The following is an 18530-nucleotide window of genomic DNA, read 5'->3' on the forward strand; positions in this document are numbered from 1 at the left end:
GGGTTGGTTATGCAGCTGAATACGCCTACAGAAATAATTGAAGACATTCGTCAGGGGAAAATGGTTATTCTGATGGATGATGAGGATCGTGAAAACGAAGGCGACTTGGTGATGGCCGCCGAGTATGTCACGCCCGAAGCCATAAACTTTATGGCCACACATGGGCGCGGATTAATTTGTTTAACCCTGACCAGAAAACGCTGTACGCAATTAGCATTGCCGCTGATGGTAGATGCAAACAAGTCGCCTTTTGCCACTAACTTTACCGTGTCAATTGAAGCCGCTGAAGGCGTAACAACAGGAATTTCTGCTGCCGATCGTGCCCGCACGGTGAAAGCCGCAGTTGCACGGGACGCCAGACCTTCAGACATTGTACAGCCAGGTCATATTTTCCCGTTAATGGCACAGGATGGCGGTGTGTTAGTGCGGGCTGGCCATACTGAAGCCGGTTGTGATTTAGCGCGGTTAGCGGGTCTTGAACCTGCTGCTGTTATTGTTGAGATTCTAAACGACGATGGTACGATGGCGCGTCGGCCAGATTTAGAAGTTGTTGCCAAAAAGCATGGCATAAAAATTGGCACCATAGCGGACTTAATTGAATACCGGAATTTAAACGAAACCACCATTGAACAAGTCGCCCGTTGCCAGCTTCCTACAGAAGTGGGAGATTTTCAGCTGGTAACCTTTAAAGACACTATCGATAACCAAATTCATTTTGCCTTGATAAAAGGTGACATTAGCGCGGATGAACCCACGCTCGTTAGGGTGCACTTACATGATACGTTCAGCGACTTATTAATGGCGAATCGAGCGGCTAATCGTAGCTTCCCGCTGCATACAGCGATGGAGCGGATTGCCCGTGATGGTGGCGTATTAGTGTTGTTAGGTAAACATGAAAGTACCGACGCCTTGATACGAACCGTTCAGGGTTTTGAGGCAGAGGATAACGGCGAAAAACCAAAAGCGACGCCATGGGCGGGCACCTCTCGTACAGTTGGCGTTGGGTCTCAAATACTCGCCAGTTTGGGTGTAAAGAAGATGCGCCTGCTTAGCCAGCCGAAAAAGTATCATGCATTGTCGGGTTTTGGTCTTGAAGTGGTCGATTATGTTAGCGAGTAATGGCTAGCAGGCGATTAATTAAGCCAGTACTGGCGTGATAAAGACTATGCCGGTTTTATGAGTGTTGTGCTATTATGCACGGCTAATTTTGAGCAGTCAGATTTTAAGGGCATCTTATGCAGGTAATTGAAGCGGGATTTTCTGCCAACGGTAAAAAGTTTGCGCTGGTTGTTGCGCGGTTTAATAGCTTTATCGTTGAAAGTTTATTAAGCGGTGCGGTAGACACATTGCAACGTATTGGTAATGTGGCTGAGCAGGATATTACTGTTATACGGGTACCGGGTGCCTTTGAGTTACCATTGGCAGTGCAGCGTGTGGCTGCCAGCAAAAAATATGATGGCATTATTGCACTTGGTGCGGTGATCCGTGGGGGCACACCTCACTTCGAATACGTATCGGGTGAGTGTACCAAGGGTATTTCGCAAGTCATGATGCAACATGACATCCCGGTTGCCTTTGGAGTGTTAACCGTTGATAGTATTGAGCAAGCCATAGAACGTGCCGGCACAAAAGCTGGCAACAAAGGTGGCGAGGCTGCTATGTCTACGCTGGAAATGGTTAACCTGCTAGCTAAGCTGTAACAGGAAGAGACACAGAAATGAAACCTAATGCCCGTCGTCAGTCACGGTCACTTGCAGTGCAGGGTATCTACAGTTGGCATGTCAGCCAAAACCCGATTGCAGATATTGAGCAACAATTGTTGCTGGAAACTAATGTAAAACATCTTGATGTTGGTTATTTTCAGGATGTTGTCCGCGGTGTGGTAAAAAACTACGCAACCCTGGACGAGGCGTTAAAGCCTTATTTAGATAGACCATTTGATGAAATTGATTTCGTAGAGAAAGCGATTCTTCGTGTATCTGCCTATGAACTTAAATACCGATTAGATGTCCCTTATAAGGTCATCATCAACGAAGCTATCGAGCTGGCAAAGGCATTTGCTGCAGACGATAGTCATAAGTTCGTGAACGGTATTCTAGATAAAGCCGTGCGCGTTCTGCGTCCAAGTTGAAGGAGTGCCGACATTTGTCGGCTTCTTAGTTTTATGGGTGAATTCGAACTCATTGCTCAATATTTCTCCAAATGTGGTACTGCGCGCTCCGATACTGCTGTTGGCGTCGGGGATGACGGTGCCGTGTTACAGGTTCGTGATAATTACGACCTGGTTGTAACCACGGACACCATGGTTGTAGGGACACATTTTTTTCCTGATGATGATCCGCGGGCCCTTGGTCATAAGCTTGTTGCCGTTAATGTCAGCGATTTAGCTGCCATGGGCGCTGAGCCAACTTGGTTATCGTTAGCATTAACCTTGCCCGTAGTTGATGAAGCCTGGGTTTCGGCCTTCGCGGCTGGCCTTCATGAAACAGCAGAATATTATAACTGCCAATTAATCGGCGGTGATACAACCCGCGGCCCTATGAGTCTCACGATGATTGCTAAAGGCATTGTACCTCGTGGCAAGGCTCTTACACGCAGTGGTGCTAAAGTGGGTGATTACATCTACGTTACGGGGACATTGGGAGATGCCGCGTTGGGGTTGCAGTTGTGTCAGGGGCGGCATGACGTCAGTAAGAAACATCAAACCCATATTTTACAACGTTTTCATTATCCTTCTGCCCGCGTAGCGTTGGGGCAAGCTTTGCGCAATATCGCCAGCAGTGCGATGGATTTATCTGACGGTTTATATAGCGATATTCAGCATATTTTAGCCCGCTCAGGCGTGGGAGCCAGTGTTGACGTTGCTCGAATTCCTTTGTCGCAAGCAATTAAAGATAGCTGTGACACTGCCACGGCAATGCAATTGGCATTATCAGGCGGAGAAGACTACGAGTTATTGTTTACCGTACCAGAGGCCAAGAGAGGCTCGCTGGATGTGTTGCTATCGCCTTATGGCGTTGCGGTTAGTTGTATTGGCCGTATAACCGGTGTAGCGGGTAAATTAGAACTTAAATATGGTGAGCAGGCATTCCCTTATCAACATACTGGTTTTACGCACTTCGGATGAATAAAGTGCAATTTGATTTAACAAAATGGTATCAGTTCCTAGCTCTGGGTTTTGGCAGTGGCTTGTCGCCTAAAGCACCGGGCACTATGGGGACAATTGCCGCTATTCCGTTAGTGGTGTTGTTGCTGTGGGCAGGAAACATTTATTTGCTAACCTTTGTTGTGCTTGGTAGCGCGCTCGGGGTTTACTTGTGTGGTCAGACTGCCCGTGATATAGGTGAACACGACCATGGTGCTATCGTATGGGACGAAATAATTGGTTTAGGTATCACGATGTTGTGGGCGCCACTTCATTGGCAAACCCTACTCGTTGGCTTTGTGTTGTTTCGACTGTTTGATATTGTAAAACCCTGGCCGATTAGCGTGTTGGACAGATCTGTTCATGGTGGTATTGGCATTATGCTGGATGACATCGCGGCGGGTTTGGCTGCATTGGCTTCGTTGCAACTTTTAATTCCCTTTTTACCGCTGGGTTAACCTATTAGAGAAAGAGATGGCCGCAATGAAAAAAGCCGTACTGTTGTTTTTATTGTTGTGTTCTCTAAATGTGCCTGCGTATAACCAACAATCTGTCTACGATTTTGATATCAAACATTGGGGCAGTGCAGAAGGCTTATCCAGCAATTCTGTGCGCGCGATTAGTCAAGACTCTCAAGGCTATATCTGGCTTGCAACACAATACGGTCTTAACCGGTTTGACGGAACGCAGTTTGAGCATTTCAATAAAGAATCTCAGCGGCATCTGGCAAGTAATGCCGTTACCCGATTATTGAACGATAGTCACGGCTACATGTGGGTAGGAACAAAATCCGGATTGTCTGGTTTTGATCCCGTAACCTTAAAATTTGATCGCTATCAAATATTGTCTGAAGTGACAGCAATTGTTGAGATCCGACCAGGCGAAGTATGGGTGGCAGCTGATTTACTGTACCGGGTACGGGATGGGAAAGTAAGCCGTGTAGAACAAATCCGCTCTCAGGTAAGTCAGCTGGAATTAGTTGACAATAAAGTATGGGTTGCCAGCGCCGAAAAATTATTTCGTATTGATATTGACGGAAATACCGATAACTTTCCATTACCTGCAGAGTTAATGCAAACACCAATCTACGATTTATATTGGGATGATGGCAATTTGTTTATAGCTGGTGAAGCTGGATTTTATCATCTTGATAGCGCTGGAAACGTTACAAAATGCAATTTGCCGGATAAAAATAATACGGCTGTATATAAGCTACTGCGTGACAGCCGGGGCAACCGGTGGATTTCGGCACATCGAAAATTATTTCATCGACATAATGAACAGGCTTGGCAACACATCACCGGCGACGAGCTTGGCAGCTATCCGTGGTTTAGCGATATTTTTGAAGATAAAGATAACAATATTTGGTTAGCCAGTTTTAGTGACGGTATATATCGGGCTTCGGTGGGTAATATTCGCCGTATTGTGCCAGCTGACGCCGACCCAGTGATCCGCAGTGTTGCTGTCTCGCCAGCGAATACGTTGCTTATTGCTGGACAGTCTGACATAGGCGAGCTTACCGCAGAAGGACAATACACCCGGTTGTTAGATGCTGCACAACTTGGCGCCAGCACGGTGCATGATCTGTACTGGCCGGATCCGGAGCAAATGTGGCTAGCTACTGATCACGGCGTTAAACGGTATCAGCGCGGTAGTGCAAAATTGAGCAACCAATTTGACGAGTTGACCGGTTTTGCTGTTCGGCTGTTACAACCCGATGACACTGACGGACTTTGGATAGGGACGGTAATGGGGTTATACCATTACCGTGACAATGTACTCTCGCCTTTTGTCGAGAATGATGTATTAGAATCGCGAAATATTACGGTGCTGCAACAACATCAAGGTAGGGTCGTATTTGGCACGACGCGGGGTTTATACCAGTATCAGGACAGTAATTTAAGTCGTCTTGGCGTTGGTTCAGCACTTTACAATAGTTACATAACAGCACTGCTTGTACTGCCGGACAACACTATTATCGCTGCCACACTGGATGACGGTATTTTTATCTCGCAAAATCAAGGTGGCTGGTTGCAATGGCACTCTGGAAATGGTTTACCGCATAGTCCTGTTGTTAGCCTGATATATGATATCGACTCAGCGACGGTGTGGGTAAGTAGCAACAAGGGTATTTTTCGTGTAAATGTCGCTGAACTACCTAACTTAGCCACAGACATAGTCTTAGCCGATGAGATACTTGGCCCGTATGACCGTCAGTTAGGTACCGTTCCTGGACGATGTTGTAATGGGGCTGGGCATGCAAAAGTAGTGCGCTGGCAAAATCAATATTGGTATCCGACACTCAAGGGGGTGGTTGCAGTACCGCTTAAGTTGGAGCGAAAACGAGCAGGGGATTTGTTGCCGGTTATTAAAATGGTCCAGGGCCAACGACAATATGTCATTGAAAATCAACAATCGCGCTTGGTGTTGGATCTTGATGATCGTAATTTTACGGTGAAATACTCCGCGTTGGAATTTATTAAACCTGCCGCGTTACAGTTTCGTTATCAGTTGGAAGGGTTTGATCAACAATGGCACGACGTCGCAGAGCGCCGTGAAGCCGTTTACACTAACCTGACTCCGGGACATTTTGTCTTTCGTTTACAAAGCCGGTTTGATAGTGGTGTGTGGACTGATAATCAATCCGCACAACTGCAGCTTATTATTCCAAAACGTTTTGATGAAACCCTGGTTTACCGTGGTTTATGGCTGATCCTTATTTTATTTTGCTTCTATGGTATTTTGTGGCTGCTACGGCGCAACACCGTTAATCAGCAATTGCAACTGGAACGTTTGGTAAGGCAGCGCACGCAGGAGCTGGAAAACAGCAATCTTAAACTAAACGAAGTAAATGAACAGCTAACGCTGCTAACGCACAAAGACAGTTTAACCGGACTACGTAATCGTCGGTTTATGTTTGAGCAGCTACCTAAAGATATTGAGCATTTCCAGCGTAACAGAGAGTCTATGCAGTCTCAGGGGAAATGCGTTGCCTTAATTCATCTCGATTTAGATAACTTTAAACAAATCAATGACCAATATGGAAATAGTGCCGGTGATAGCTGTATTCAGCAAGTGGCCGCATTGCTTATTCGTGAAACCCGGGGGTCAGATTATGTGGTGCGCTTTGCCGGTGAAGAATTTGTATTGGTATTGCGGGATATTCAGATAGAGCTGGTTCCGCAGTTTAGCTTTCGTTTAAATGAGCTTATTGGCAAAACCGTCTTTAGTTTGCCTGATGGACACCGTACCAGGCTCTCCTGTTCGGTGGGCTATGCAGTGTATCCACTAGAATTACTTGGCGGCCAGCTGATTAACTGGGAAATATCATTACAGCTAGCAGAGATGGCACTTTATCATGTCAAACATGCTGGTAAGAATGGGGTGGCTACTATTGTGTTTGACCAGCAGGTTGACGCCTTTGAGTTTGAAGATTCGTCACATATTGAAGCGCAAGTTGAGCGACTTTTGGCAGCAGGTTTGGCACACTTTGAACTAAAAAATTCGCTTTTCTGACACAAAAAAAGCCCGCTTTAGCTGCGGGCTTGGTGTGCTGTCTACGTTACTTTTTTATTTAAGCCGGTGTTGGATACTGGCGAGAATACCTGTGCTGTCTAAACCCAATTCGGCATAGATTTCTTGCTGGCTACCATGTTTAATAAACTGATCTGGCAAGCCAATATTCAAACAGCTAATGGCCAATGAATTGTTAGCGACAAATTCGTTTATCGCAGAGCCTGCACCACCCATAATGGCATTATCTTCAACCGTAACAAACAGCTCATGGTGTCCGGCAAGCTCCGTCAACAAAGCTGCATCCAGCGGTTTAACAAAACGCATGTCGACCAAGGTGGCGTCAAGTTGTTCAGCAACGTGCTGGCATTCGGCTAGTAAAGGCCCAAAAGCCAGTATAGCAACACGCTTGCCTTGACGAACGACTTTAGCTTTGCCTATGGGGATTAACTGCATGTTTGACTGTGGCGCAATGCCTGTACCTGAACCGCGCGGATATCGTACTGCGGCCGGACCATTAAACTGATAACCGCTATATAACATCTGCCGGCACTCATCTTCGTCAGATGGCACCATAATCACCATATTAGGGATACAGCGCATAAAGCTAATATCAAAGGCTCCCTGATGAGTAGGGCCGTCTGCACCGACAATGCCAGCTCGATCAATGGCAAATAATACGTCAAGGTTTTGCAAAGCAACATCATGAATAAGCTGATCATAGCCACGTTGTAAAAAGCTGGAATAGATGGCTACGACCGGTTTTAGCCCTTCAATGGCAAGCCCTGCCGCCAGTGTTATCGCATGTTGCTCGGCAATAGCAACGTCAAAATAGCGTTTGGGATAGGTTTTAGAGAAACGGACTAGGTCTGAGCCTTCACGCATGGCCGGTGTAATAGCTTGTAAGCGTTCATCTTGAGCTGCCATGTCACAAATCCAGCTACCAAAAATATTAGAAAATGTTGGCAAGCTGGCTTTTTTTGCCGGCTGTTTTTCATCGGCCGGGTTAAATTTAGACACTGCATGATAGCCAATAGGGTCGGCTTCTGCCGGCGCATAGCCTTTGCCTTTTTTGGTCACAATATGAAGCAGTTGAGGGCCTTTAAGATTACGCATGTTGCGAATGGTATCAACCAGTCCCAGTACATCGTGACCATCAATTGGGCCAATGTAATTGAAGCCTAATTCTTCAAAAAACGTGCCTGGCGTAACCATGCCTTTGAAGTGTTCTTCTGCCCGGCTGGCCAGCTCATGCAGCGGTGGCACACCACGAAGTATTTTTTTACCGCCCTCACGTAAACTGGTGTAAAAGCTACCGGATAAAATTCTGGCAAAGTACCGGTTTAACGCGCCGACATTTTCGGATATCGACATTTCGTTATCATTTAAAATAACCAGCATATCCGGGCGCACTTCACCGGCATGATTTAATGCTTCAAATGCCATACCTGCTGTGATAGCGCCATCGCCAATAACGGCAACGACTTTGCGGTTATTGCGTGCTTGTTGCGCGGCAATCGCCATACCCAACGCCGCACTTATTGATGTACTCGAGTGACCAACAGACAGCACGTCATATTCGCTTTCTTCGCGATAAGGAAACGGGTGCAAGCCATCTTTTTGCCGAATGCTATGCATACGTTCTGCACGTCCGGTCAGAATTTTATGTGGATACGCCTGATGACCAACATCCCAAATCACGCGATCGAACGGCGTGTTATAGACATAGTGCAAAGCCACTGTCAGTTCAACAGTACCTAATCCCGAGGCGAAATGTCCGCTGCTTTGGCTAACGCTTTGCAGTAAATAGCCGCGAAGTTCCGCACTTAACGCCGGAAGTTTTTCCTGTGGTAACTGCCGTAATTGCTCGGGTAAATTAGCCTGAGCCAATAACGGGTAATCGTTAATATCTAACGCCATAATCCATGCCTGTGTTAAAACTTGCGTTCGATAATATACTGCGCAAAAGCGCGTAATTCATCAGTGTTATACGGTAAGCTAGCCAGAGCGTTCAGTGCTTCTTGATATAATTGCTGAGCTTTGGCTTTGGCATTCTCCAACCCCAACAATGCCGGGTACGTTGATTTGTTTGCCTTGCTGTCTGAGCCTTGTGGTTTGCCCAGCGTGGCCGTGTCACTTTCAATATCGAGAATATCATCCTGCACTTGAAATGCCAGCCCTAACGCACGGGCAAAGCGCAGTAATGTATCTAATTCTGTTGTTTGTTGATTGGGGCTGCATAACCATGCCAACTGCACCGCGCACTCTATCAGGGCACCTGTTTTCAGCCTGTGCATCTGTTCAAGCTGCACTAAGTTTGTGCTTTGGTTTGTCTGGGCTAAATCAATGGCCTGACCACCACACATGCCACTGTAGCCAGACGCTTTTGCAAAACATTGCACCATATGCAATATCGCTTTAGGTGTGCAGTTTTGATAGTCGTGACTACTTAAAACCTCAAAAGCCAGGGTTTGCAAAGCATCACCCGCCAGCACAGCAGTGGCTTCATCAAACGCCTTATGGCAAGTGGGCTTTCCGCGACGTAAATCATCGTTGTCCATTGCTGGTAAGTCATCATGTATCAATGAATAACTGTGCAGGGCTTCCAATGCGGCGGCAGGGCCGTCTAAGTCGTGCAGACTTGCACCTAACATGGTGCCGCAACTGTATACCAAAAAAGGCCGGATACGCTTGCCGCCCAGCAATAAACTATATGACATAGCCTCAAGCAGCCGCGGTGAGGTTTGCTGACGTGCAGTTAGCAGTTGTTGCAGATGCTGTTCTACCCGTTGCTGATACATCGGTAAATTGGCTGGTAACACCTTAATCCCCTTGATCAGGTTCAAACGGTAGCAGTGATTCCTGTTGCTGTTGTTGCATCAGGATCTGTACTTTTTGCTCAGCCGTTTGCAGTAACTGCTGACTTTGGCGCGCAAGGGTAATACCACGCTCAAATTGGGCTAAAGATTGATCTAAAGAAAGTTCTCCTTGTTCCAGTTGTTGTACTATCTGTTCAAGTTCAGACAAGGTTTGTTCAAACTGGCTCAAATCAGCTTTTTTTTTGCTCATACTACCCCCGGAAAAAGTGTGCGCAAAGGTACCTTAGCAGGCTATTATGGTCAATCGGAAAGCACAAGTGAAAGGCTAAATAGATAATTTCACGTAAATTATACTCAAACATTGTGCTGTATTGTCGATAAACAGTTATTGTCTAGAATAAACCTATAATGACAATGCCCCGGTTGATGTAGATTTTAAGGAGATAAGAGTGGATATAGCTACCCTCGTTGGTATGTTAGGCGCAATTGGCTTTGTTGTGATGGCCATGGTTTTAGGTAGCAGCGGTAATGTCGGTATGTTTATGGACACCGTATCTGTTCTTATTGTTTTTGGTGGCTCAATTTTTGTTGTTATTTCCAAATTTACTTTGTCGCAGTTTTTCGGTTCCGGCAAGGCGGCAGCAAAAGCCTTTATGTTTAAGATTGAAGCGCCGGAAGAACTGATTGAGAAAGCGGTTCAATTAGCTGACTCTGCTCGCAAAGGTGGTTTTTTAGCGCTTGAAGAAGCTGAAATACCCAATGCTTTTATGCAAAAAGGTGTCAACATGCTGGTAGATGGGCACGACGCCGATGTAGTGCGGGCTACCTTGTTAAAAGATATTAGCCTGACCGAAAAGCGGCATGAGACGGCGATAGCTATTTTTAAAAGCTTGGGCGATGTGGCTCCGGCGATGGGCATGATAGGTACTCTGGTTGGCCTCGTTGCCATGCTGTCTAACATGGATGACCCTAAAGCCATTGGACCTGCAATGGCGGTGGCTTTGCTTACAACCCTTTATGGCGCTTTTGTTGCAAACGTTATTGCCATTCCACTGGCCGATAAACTAGCTATTCGAAATGTGCAGGAAAAACAGAATAATCAATTAATTCTGGATGCGATTTTAGGCATCCAGGATGGGCAAAATCCTAAAGTAATTGAAGGCATATTGCGTAATTATTTGGCGCAGGGTAAACGTGAACCGGCTGCGGCGGAGTAAGATATGAGTGATGAAGCCGAAGAGTGTAAATGCCCACCGCCGGGGTTGCCAGCCTATATGGGCACCTTTGCAGATTTAATGGCATTGTTAATGTGTTTCTTTGTACTGCTGCTCGCGTTTTCCGAGATGGATGTGCTGAAATTTAAGCAAATTGCTGGCTCCATGAAATTTGCTTTTGGTGTCCAGAATAAAATTGAAGTAGAAGATATTCCCAAAGGCACCAGCGTCATTGCGATGGAGTTTCGGCCAGGGCGGCCTGATCCTACGCCTATTGAAACCCTGCAGCAGCAAACAATAGAAATTACGCAGCAGATGATTGAATTTCAAGCCGGTGAAGAAGACTCTGCTGGCGGTCGCCAGGAGCAACGTGAAGATTTAAGTGGGGGCCAATCAGTTAGTAACGCCGAAGAAATCATGGACGGCGAACAAGCCAGTGCCGATGCGCAGTCTGAAGCGCAACAAGAACAAACCAATGAAATGGTTAAAAAGCTGGCCGAACAACTGCAGAAGCAAATTGTTGATGGTGCTATTGAGCTTGAATCACTAGGGCAGCAAATTATTATCCGTATTCGCGAGAATGGTGCTTTCCCCTCTGGGTCATCGTTTCTCCAGCCCCGGTTTAAGCCCATTATTCAGCGTATTGGTAGTCTGTTGAACGATGTGCCGGGTGAGATTACGGTAACCGGTCACACCGATGATATTCAGGTTTCTGACGAGTTGCACAGTAACAATTGGGATTTATCTGCAAAACGAGCCGTTTCTGTTGGCTCTGAGATGATTAAAGCAGACGGATTCGACCGCACCCGTTTAGTTGTTGTTGGCCATGCTGATACTAAACCTTTGGTACCTAACGATTCTGAACTCAACCGACGTCGCAACCGGCGAGTCGAAATATCCATTATGCAGGGTAAGGCAAAAGAGTCGGATCCTATCAGTTTGGAAGCGCCAGCTCAGTAAACGAAGTGACTAACGTAATCGCGCAGATTAGGTCTTTAACCAGAGATCCGCTATAATCTTCGCCACTTTTTTTCTGCTGATATTGTGCCGCTAAGCGATGATTGAATTTATTATTAAATTGCACCCGGAAATTGCCATCAAAAGCAAATCGGTGCGTAAACGCCAGACATTATTACTTGAACGCAATATCAAAACGATTGTGCTTCGGGTAGACAGTAATATTGACGTTAAAAATAGTTACGACCACCTCACTATACGTTATCCCGGAGACGAGCTGGCAATAAAGCAGCAGCTTGTTGAGCGGTTAAGTTGCATCCCGGGCATTATGCAATTCTCTGAAATGCAATCGAGTAGCTTTACCTCTTTGCATGACATTTACGAACAGGTTGCTTTGGTTTATGCCGATCAGTTAGAAAATAAATCTTTCTGTGTGCGGGTAAGGCGTGAAGGCAAGCACACTTTTTCATCAATTGAAGCAGAACGCTATATTGGTGGTGGGCTAAATCAGCTTGTTTCTTCTGCGCGGGTACAGCTTAAAAAACCTGATGTTGTAGTAGCGCTCGAAGTCAGAAAAGATGTGTTGATCATGGTGCGTCGGCAGTATCAGGGCATGGGCGGTTTTCCGTTGCCTTCCCAATCCGACGCCTTATCGCTTATTTCTGGCGGGTATGACTCCGCAGTTGCCAGTTACTTAATGATCCGTAAAGGGGTTAGAACCCATTATCTGTTTTTCAACCTGGGTGGCGCAGCACATGAAGCGGGTGTGCGGGAAATGTCTCATCTTATTTGGCAAAAATACAGCCTGTCGCACAAAGTGAAGTTTGTTAGTGTTAACTTCGCCCCAGTGGTAGAGCAGATACTGGAAAATATAGACAGCGGTTTAATGGGCGTTGTGCTAAAGCGCATGATGATGCGCGCTGCGGCCAGCGTCGCCGAGAATCTGGGTATTAAGGCCCTTGTTACCGGCGAAAGTATTGGCCAGGTTGCCAGCCAAACTATTGCCAACTTAAATGTCATTGATCGGGTAACCGACATGTTGGTGCTACGGCCACTTATCTACCAGGATAAGCAAGAGATTGTCGATATAGCGCGCAAGATTGGTGCAGAAGATATCGCCAAGAGCATGCCTGAATATTGTGGTGTTATCTCAAACAAGCCGACAGTTAATGCAGTGCTTGCCGATGTAGAGCTAAACGAGCAAAAGTTTAATTTCGCCGTGCTGGATCAGGCAGTACAAGAGGCGAAGGTGCTTGATATTCGTACCGTTGATTATCAGGCTGACCAACAAGCACATGTTGTAACAGAACTGTCCGAGCTGCCAGCTGATGCCATCGTACTGGATATTCGCAGCCCGGAAGAGACAGAACTTAAACCGCTAACCGTGGCCAATCATGCGGTGGTAGAGTTGCCCTTTTTTCGTTTGGCATCACAATTTAGTCATTTAGATCAGACTAAGCAGTACTACTGTTATTGCGATCGCGGTGTTATGAGCCGGCTACAAGCGGTAATTTTGCAAGAGCAAGGTTATGCTAATGTGGCGGTTTATCGCCCGTAAGCTTGTTCTAATTGTGTGACCCGTTGTAATAAACCAGCATTTTGCGGCACGGCTAACTGATAGCGTGCCGCTTGCTCTACCACAAAGCCATTTATTGCAGCGATTTCAGTGCGCCTTTGATGCTTTACATCTTGGTGCATAGACGAGTAATTTTTTGCTGTTTGGATAATCACCTGCTGCACCTTTGCCAGCGTGTCTTCATACACCAGCGATATGCCCATTAGCGTTGCCAACTGGCACACCTCAGCTAAAATCTCCGCAATTTGACTGCGATACTCAGCAGCACTTAGTTGGCCGTTTTGGCAATCATATATTGCCGTTAGTGGATTTATTACTGCATTAATCGCCAATTTTTGCCATAAATAGGGCGATATATTATCGGTTAATGTTATTGGTCCCAGGGCGATATCCATCACCTGAGTAACCGCTTCAGAGCATGCTATGGCGGCACTATTAAGTGGCGCGATGACACTTTGCCCTTGTCCGGTGTGAAACAGATTATGGTGTTGTTTAAGTGCACCGTGAGTGGTGGTAAGAAACCACAGCCCTTGTGTGGGCAGTAACAACGGTTTTACCTGCGCTATAGTTCCCATACCATTGTGGCTTAGCACCAGCTGAGCATCAGGGCTAAGATGTGGTAATAAACCTTTAATGGCATCGAGTATGGCATAGCTTTTAACCGGCACCAGCACGGCATTCAACGGCGCTATCGCTGGGGGGTAACTAAACTGCTGTTCAGTGAAATCAATATTGATAATGTTTGGAGTTTTTAACCACAATGAAACGGCGTTTCCGGCCAATGACAACCTGCAGGCTGCCAATAAACCAATAGCACCTTGGCCAACGATGGTCCAGCTTAGCGCTGGCTGCGGGGACGTATTCGGTGCCATACGCTGCGTACCAGATAGAAGCTAATAACACCGCCAATATCTGCCAGTAGGTCGAACCAATCGCCATGTCGGCGGGTAAAATAATGTTGTGCCAACTCTATGCTGCCACCATAGGCACCTAAAACGATTAACGCGGTCACCGGTGACACTTTAAAGCCTTTCCATAGTAACGCTGACAAAATAGCAAAAATGCCAAAATGCGCGACTTTATCAATATGGGCAAAGCCGGCAATAATACGGTGACCGTTGAGTTCAGCCAAGAAGCTCGCTGTAGCCAGTAAAAAACAGAATAAGCACAACCAGCGATAAAAACTTTGTGACACATACACCCCCAAACCTATATGGCACTCGGATTGTAACAGTTTTCTGGTTATAATCACCAGCAGACAGAATGGCTTATGCTAAGGAGATTTTTAATGCCCTCATTCGATATTGTTTCAGAAATTGATATTAACCAGGCTAATAACGCGGTAGAGAACGCTAAACGGGAACTTGAAACCCGCTATGATTTTCGTGGCGTTAACGCCAAAATTGAGCTAAAAAAAGAACAGATTGAACTGACCGCTGAAGCGGATCAACAAGTGATGCAGTTGTTCGATATTTTTGCCATTAAAGCCAGCAAGCTGCAGCTGGATGTTAATAGTTTCAAAATTGAAAAAGAAGAGCGTCATGGTAAATTCGTCACACGCTTTGTCAGCATTAAGCAAGGCATCGATAAAGACATAGCGAAGAAAATTATTAAACTTGTTAAAGACAGCAATATTAAGGTACAGGTGGCTATTCAGGGAGAGGAGTTGCGGGTAACGGGTAAAAAGCGTGACGATTTACAAGCGGCGATGCAATTGGTACGTACCTCTGATTTAGGCCAACCTTTCCAGTTTAAAAACTTTCGTGACTAACTGCATGGCTTCGGCCATCCAGACACCTATTGACAATTCCATTCCTCACGCTAAACTGCACGCGGCTCCAGCAAGGAGCCGCTTTTTCTGGTGCTGCAGCTAACTGCAGGTAAACGGGAATCTGGTGTAAATCCAGAGCTGCCCCCGCAACGGTAAACAACTGATCTGCGTTCAATGCCACTGTCATAGTATGGGAAGGCGAATGTAGGCGAAAGCAGGTTGTTAGCCCGGAGACCGGCCAGAAAAATCCTTTAACTTTATTAAACATGCGGTGGGCATGTTTTCGGAGCTTAGATGTTTAAACCTGCTTTGGCGGCCGTGTTGGTCGCATCCTGTTGTTCAGTTTATGCTGACGATATCGAACATATTAGTATTTATGCCAACCGCACTGCCACTGCACAGCAAGATGTGTTGGCGAGTGTAACCGTACTTGAGCATGACGATATCGTCGCGCGCCAGGCATCAGATTTACCCGCCTTGTTGGCACAGTTGCCAGGCATTAATCTATCGCGAGACGGCGGCCGCGGCCAGACGAGCGGAGTGTATATTCGCGGTGGCAATGTTGGCCATACGTTAGTGCTGATTGATGGTGTGCGCAGTGGTTCTGCCACCTTGGGCTATAAATCGCTTGCCATGCTACCGTTGGAGTTGATTGAGCGTATTGAAGTAGTCCGTGGCCCTCGTGCAGCATGGTATGGCTCTGATGCGCTTGCCGGTGTTATTGCCATAACGACCCGGCGTAGTAATGCAGTCGAGCTTAATGTCAATATTGGCAGTTACGGCCAAGCCGGCACTGATCTCAGCGTTAGCCAGCGCTTCGAACAACTTACGTTGCGAGCCAGTGCTGGTGTAAGCCGCGCCGATGGCTTTAATGTGCGTGACGAACTTGATAGCGATAGCGATGGTTACAAGCAAAAATTTATTAAAGTAGCCGCAGATTACCAGACTGAACTTGGTCTATGGACGGCACAAGCCGATGTCAATTCTGGTTATTATGAATTTGATACCAGCTACGGCAACGAAGATGTCGCTGATACACTAAACCGTGCTTACTTGCTGGGTTGGCAACAGCAACTTGGGCGTTGGCAGCACCAGGCACAACTTAGCCGAAATCTTGACAGCGAAGCTAGCTATGGCCCCGACTCGCGCAGCCCTTTTATCACTGCGCGCGATGAGTTCAATTATCAGGCAGAGACCAGCCTAAGCACCAGCTTGACGTTGCTGGCGGGGGTGAACTGGTATCAGGAGAAGGTCGATCGTTCGTCCACGCCTTACGAAAAAACCAGCCGTATAAACCGCGCCTTGTTTACCGGTCTACATTATCAGCTCAATGCGCTAAAACTCGAAGCCGCGCTGCGCCGTGATTTGATTAATCAATACGGCGGCCAAAACACCTGGCAACTGGCAGCAGGGTATCAGCTGACAGAGCAGTGGCTACTGCGTGCCAGCCGGGGTACAGCATTTAAAACGCCATCGTTTAACGAGCTGTATTATCCGGGTTATGCTAATCCTGCACTAAAACCGCAAGAGTCAGTATCAGATGAGATTGCTCTACGCTTTGTTGAACAAGACTTTAGTGCACAGCTTGCCTGGTTTGACCGGGATGTCACTAATTTGATCCAAGGGGTAGAACGTGCTGAGAACGTGCTATTGGCAACAATTTCAGGCGTAGAGTTTAGTGTGCAGCAGCAGTGGCAGCAGTTTAGCAGTAATTTGGCCTACACCTGGCTTGATACTGAAAACCAAAGTAGCGGCTTAAAGTTGGAACGTCGGCCAAAAAATACACTGAATTGGCGCGGTAGCATTGTCGAAGATAAGTGGTCGGCCTTTATCACAGCAGATTACCAGAGTTCGACGTATCAGGGCATGTATGCGAGTGTCGCCAACCTGGGTGGTTTTACGCTATGGGGTATTGGCGCGGATTATCAGCTAACGCCCGCCTTAACACTGAGGGCGAAACTGGAAAACCTGTTTGATAAAAATTATCAAACAAGTGCTGGTTATACTACCGCTGGCGCAAACGTTGGCATTAGCCTGCGTTACAGTCCGGGTTAATGGCTGCAAAACCCTTACTGACAATAGCGTGGATTAGTTTTCACGCTCTGTCGGTAGGGTAATATCGTTGTCGTTTAGTAGCAAATACTGGTAATAACGGTTGGCATCACGGGTATGCTGTAAGGTTTGCCATAAACTTGCCGCAAGCTCAGTATGCTGTTGGTAAAAGCCTTTGCTAAACACCAGATAACCGGTGGTGCTGTAAAGTGGTGGATAGTTTACTTGCAAGCCATACACATAATTATCAGGTAACGGCAGCTGATTCACTTCACACAAGGTGGTTGTGGCATCCACCCGTCCTTGCTTTACCAGCTCAAAAGCTTGTTGCTGAGATTGCACTTGTACCGTTGTCACCCCTTCAGGGTACTGAGGCATCACATAACCCAGCGGTCGGGCGATAACGATACCTTCAGTGGCGCGTTCTAATACGTTTTTGCCTGGTTGTTGCACCAGACACGTCGCATGTTGACTTAGCGCTAGATTGGCGTTGGGCTGGCTCTGCGCATCGAGCGGAAAAACCGCAAAGTTGCGGCGTGATTCGTCATAGGTTGCCACAAGCGCATCAACCTTATTTTGTTGCAATAATTGTAAGCAGCGAAGCCAGGGTTTGCGTTGCAGCGTCAGCTTTACCTGAGGTAGCTGCTTTACACTGTTCTGTAAATGTTCAATCGTTACACCAGGCGGGTTTGCAACCTGTGAGCCAGCACCCGTGTAGTAAGGTAATAGTTGCTTATCTTCATAACAAAACTGCAGTTCAACTATATCCTCCGCAATCGCAGGATAGATGATGTTTAGCAACAGAATAAACATCGCGATAAACACTTTCATGGTTTTAAAAACGCCTGATAACGTTGCCGAAACTTTGCCATTTTTGGCGCCACAATAAACTGGCAGTAGCCTTGTTCCGGGTGCTGGATAAAATACTGTTGATGATAGGCTTCAGCGATAAAAAAACGGCTTACCGGGCTCACTTCAGTGACAATGTCGCCATTAAATACCTGCTGCGCTGCAAGCTCAGATATCAAGCGTAATGCCAGGTTGTGTTGTTGCTCAGTGTGATAAAAAATTACCGAACGGTACTGTGTACCGACATCATTGCCTTGACGGTTAAGTTGCGTTGGGTCGTGCAAGCTAAAAAAAATCAGACAAAGTTGTTCAAAGTCGATAACCTCGTCATCAAATTCCACCTGTACCACTTCAGCATGCCCGGTATCGCCAGCGCATACTCTGTTATAATTGGCATCTTTTTCTGCGCCGCCCATATAGCCACTTAGCGCCTGTGTCACGCCGTTAAGCTGGTTCATGGCGGCTTCTAAACACCAAAAACAGCCTGCGCCGAAGGTTGCAGTTTGACTGGCCACGTGTTTCTCCTGATGATGATGTTTTACAGTACAGTAATTTGGCATCTAGTACGAATGATACGGGCAATTGGCTTAGTGGCTGATCGTGAATAAATACCGAGTCGTACTATAACGTTTAC

Annotated in this window: 18 protein-coding genes and 1 riboswitch; of the genes, 11 read left to right on the forward strand and 7 right to left on the reverse strand. The window is 46.6% G+C overall.

Features of this window, described 5'->3' with window-relative positions; all coding sequences use genetic code 11:
- Window positions 1-9 precede the first annotated feature (9 nt).
- From ribBA to ORJ00_RS01100, 6 genes are all read left to right on the forward strand, one after another.
- Complete coding sequence (gene ribBA, locus ORJ00_RS01075; RefSeq protein WP_027669653.1) at window positions 10-1119, forward strand: bifunctional 3,4-dihydroxy-2-butanone-4-phosphate synthase/GTP cyclohydrolase II; 1110 nt, start codon at window positions 10-12, stop codon at window positions 1117-1119.
- 116 nt (window positions 1120-1235) lie between these two features.
- Window positions 1236-1700, forward strand: coding sequence for a 6,7-dimethyl-8-ribityllumazine synthase (gene ribH / locus ORJ00_RS01080; RefSeq protein ID WP_027669652.1), 465 nt, complete (start codon window positions 1236-1238; stop codon window positions 1698-1700).
- A 17-nt stretch (window positions 1701-1717) separates the two neighbouring features.
- Window positions 1718-2131, forward strand: coding sequence for a transcription antitermination factor NusB (nusB, locus tag ORJ00_RS01085; protein ID WP_027669651.1), 414 nt, complete (start codon window positions 1718-1720; stop codon window positions 2129-2131).
- 33 nt (window positions 2132-2164) lie between these two features.
- Window positions 2165-3127, forward strand: a complete 963-nt coding sequence (gene thiL / locus ORJ00_RS01090; protein WP_027669650.1) for a thiamine-phosphate kinase — start codon at window positions 2165-2167, stop codon at window positions 3125-3127.
- Window positions 3124-3603, forward strand: coding sequence for a phosphatidylglycerophosphatase A family protein (locus ORJ00_RS01095; protein ID WP_027669649.1), 480 nt, complete (start codon window positions 3124-3126; stop codon window positions 3601-3603). The genes thiL and ORJ00_RS01095 overlap by 4 nt, the downstream gene beginning before the upstream one ends.
- A gap of 25 nt (window positions 3604-3628) precedes the next feature.
- On the forward strand, window positions 3629-6661 hold the full coding sequence (locus ORJ00_RS01100) for a ligand-binding sensor domain-containing protein (RefSeq protein ID WP_305973135.1): 3033 nt from the start codon (window positions 3629-3631) through the stop codon (window positions 6659-6661).
- A gap of 54 nt (window positions 6662-6715) precedes the next feature.
- Here ORJ00_RS01100 and dxs read toward each other — a convergent pair whose 3' ends face one another.
- The 3 genes from dxs to xseB are packed head-to-tail and all read right to left on the reverse strand — an operon-like array spanning window position 6716 to window position 9727.
- Complete coding sequence (gene dxs / locus ORJ00_RS01105; RefSeq protein ID WP_306125218.1) at window positions 6716-8578, reverse strand: 1-deoxy-D-xylulose-5-phosphate synthase; 1863 nt, start codon at window positions 8576-8578, stop codon at window positions 6716-6718.
- A 14-nt stretch (window positions 8579-8592) separates the two neighbouring features.
- On the reverse strand, window positions 8593-9480 hold the full coding sequence (ispA, locus tag ORJ00_RS01110) for a (2E,6E)-farnesyl diphosphate synthase (RefSeq protein WP_306125219.1): 888 nt from the start codon (window positions 9478-9480) through the stop codon (window positions 8593-8595).
- Window position 9481: 1 nt separating this feature from the next.
- Window positions 9482-9727, reverse strand: a complete 246-nt coding sequence (xseB, locus tag ORJ00_RS01115) for an exodeoxyribonuclease VII small subunit (protein WP_027669645.1) — start codon at window positions 9725-9727, stop codon at window positions 9482-9484.
- A 199-nt stretch (window positions 9728-9926) separates the two neighbouring features.
- Here xseB and pomA point away from each other — a divergent pair, with 199 nt between their 5' ends.
- From pomA to thiI, 3 genes are all read left to right on the forward strand, one after another.
- Complete coding sequence (gene pomA, locus ORJ00_RS01120) at window positions 9927-10694, forward strand: flagellar motor protein PomA (RefSeq protein WP_027669644.1); 768 nt, start codon at window positions 9927-9929, stop codon at window positions 10692-10694.
- Window positions 10695-10697: 3 nt separating this feature from the next.
- Window positions 10698-11651, forward strand: a complete 954-nt coding sequence (locus ORJ00_RS01125) for a flagellar motor protein MotB (protein WP_027669643.1) — start codon at window positions 10698-10700, stop codon at window positions 11649-11651.
- 97 nt (window positions 11652-11748) lie between these two features.
- Window positions 11749-13206 carry a tRNA uracil 4-sulfurtransferase ThiI gene (thiI, locus tag ORJ00_RS01130; protein WP_306125220.1) on the forward strand — a complete coding sequence of 486 codons (1458 nt, stop codon included), beginning with the start codon at window positions 11749-11751 and terminating at the stop codon, window positions 13204-13206.
- On the opposite strand, the gene ORJ00_RS01135 is transcribed toward thiI, so the two are convergent.
- Window positions 13194-14096, reverse strand: a complete 903-nt coding sequence (locus ORJ00_RS01135; protein WP_306138732.1) for a ketopantoate reductase family protein — start codon at window positions 14094-14096, stop codon at window positions 13194-13196. The two genes, thiI and ORJ00_RS01135, sit on opposite strands and share 13 nt — an antisense overlap.
- The gene (locus tag ORJ00_RS01140) at window positions 14063-14419 is read right to left on the reverse strand and encodes a VanZ family protein (protein ID WP_306138733.1); all 357 of its coding nucleotides are present in this window, start codon (window positions 14417-14419) and stop codon (window positions 14063-14065) included. Before ORJ00_RS01140 ends, ORJ00_RS01135 begins: the two co-directional genes overlap by 34 nt.
- Before the next feature lie 93 nt (window positions 14420-14512).
- Between ORJ00_RS01140 and ORJ00_RS01145 the strand changes: the two genes are divergently transcribed.
- Both ORJ00_RS01145 and ORJ00_RS01150 read left to right on the forward strand, forming a co-directional pair.
- The gene (locus ORJ00_RS01145) at window positions 14513-14995 is read left to right on the forward strand and encodes a YajQ family cyclic di-GMP-binding protein (RefSeq protein WP_027669639.1); all 483 of its coding nucleotides are present in this window, start codon (window positions 14513-14515) and stop codon (window positions 14993-14995) included.
- A gap of 71 nt (window positions 14996-15066) precedes the next feature.
- Window positions 15067-15252, forward strand: a riboswitch (cobalamin riboswitch).
- Window positions 15253-15289: 37 nt separating this feature from the next.
- The gene (locus ORJ00_RS01150; protein WP_306138734.1) at window positions 15290-17050 is read left to right on the forward strand and encodes a TonB-dependent receptor domain-containing protein; all 1761 of its coding nucleotides are present in this window, start codon (window positions 15290-15292) and stop codon (window positions 17048-17050) included.
- Between the two features lie 33 nt (window positions 17051-17083).
- Here the strand turns inward: ORJ00_RS01150 and ORJ00_RS01155 are convergent, their stop codons facing one another.
- A complete protein-coding gene (locus ORJ00_RS01155) occupies window positions 17084-17878 on the reverse strand; it encodes a transporter substrate-binding domain-containing protein (protein ID WP_306136457.1) in 795 nt (264 codons plus the stop codon).
- Window positions 17875-18411, reverse strand: a complete 537-nt coding sequence (gene msrA / locus ORJ00_RS01160) for a peptide-methionine (S)-S-oxide reductase MsrA (protein WP_027669637.1) — start codon at window positions 18409-18411, stop codon at window positions 17875-17877. The genes ORJ00_RS01155 and msrA overlap by 4 nt, the downstream gene beginning before the upstream one ends.
- Window positions 18412-18530 lie beyond the last annotated feature (119 nt).

Origin of the sequence: Rheinheimera baltica (assembly GCF_030731985.1) — a bacterium.
Taxonomy (GTDB): domain Bacteria; phylum Pseudomonadota; class Gammaproteobacteria; order Enterobacterales; family Alteromonadaceae; genus Alishewanella; species Alishewanella baltica.

What these genes read in the sequence shown, in the direction of transcription:
- ribBA (WP_027669653.1), top strand. Translation starts at nt 10, where the DNA reads ATGCAGCTGAATACGCCTACAGAAATAATTGAAGACATTCGTCAGGGG.
- ribH (WP_027669652.1), top strand. Translation starts at nt 1,236, where the DNA reads ATGCAGGTAATTGAAGCGGGATTTTCTGCCAACGGTAAAAAGTTTGCG.
- nusB (WP_027669651.1), top strand. Translation starts at nt 1,718, where the DNA reads ATGAAACCTAATGCCCGTCGTCAGTCACGGTCACTTGCAGTGCAGGGT.
- thiL (WP_027669650.1), top strand. Translation starts at nt 2,165, where the DNA reads ATGGGTGAATTCGAACTCATTGCTCAATATTTCTCCAAATGTGGTACT.
- ORJ00_RS01095 (WP_027669649.1), top strand. Translation starts at nt 3,124, where the DNA reads ATGAATAAAGTGCAATTTGATTTAACAAAATGGTATCAGTTCCTAGCT.
- ORJ00_RS01100 (WP_305973135.1), top strand. Translation starts at nt 3,629, where the DNA reads ATGAAAAAAGCCGTACTGTTGTTTTTATTGTTGTGTTCTCTAAATGTG.
- dxs (WP_306125218.1), bottom strand. Translation starts at nt 8,578, where the DNA reads ATGGCGTTAGATATTAACGATTACCCGTTATTGGCTCAGGCTAATTTA.
- xseB (WP_027669645.1), bottom strand. Translation starts at nt 9,727, where the DNA reads ATGAGCAAAAAAAAAGCTGATTTGAGCCAGTTTGAACAAACCTTGTCT.
- ORJ00_RS01125 (WP_027669643.1), top strand. Translation starts at nt 10,698, where the DNA reads ATGAGTGATGAAGCCGAAGAGTGTAAATGCCCACCGCCGGGGTTGCCA.
- thiI (WP_306125220.1), top strand. Translation starts at nt 11,749, where the DNA reads ATGATTGAATTTATTATTAAATTGCACCCGGAAATTGCCATCAAAAGC.
- ORJ00_RS01135 (WP_306138732.1), bottom strand. Translation starts at nt 14,096, where the DNA reads ATGGCACCGAATACGTCCCCGCAGCCAGCGCTAAGCTGGACCATCGTT.
- ORJ00_RS01145 (WP_027669639.1), top strand. Translation starts at nt 14,513, where the DNA reads ATGCCCTCATTCGATATTGTTTCAGAAATTGATATTAACCAGGCTAAT.
- ORJ00_RS01150 (WP_306138734.1), top strand. Translation starts at nt 15,290, where the DNA reads ATGTTTAAACCTGCTTTGGCGGCCGTGTTGGTCGCATCCTGTTGTTCA.
- ORJ00_RS01155 (WP_306136457.1), bottom strand. Translation starts at nt 17,878, where the DNA reads ATGAAAGTGTTTATCGCGATGTTTATTCTGTTGCTAAACATCATCTAT.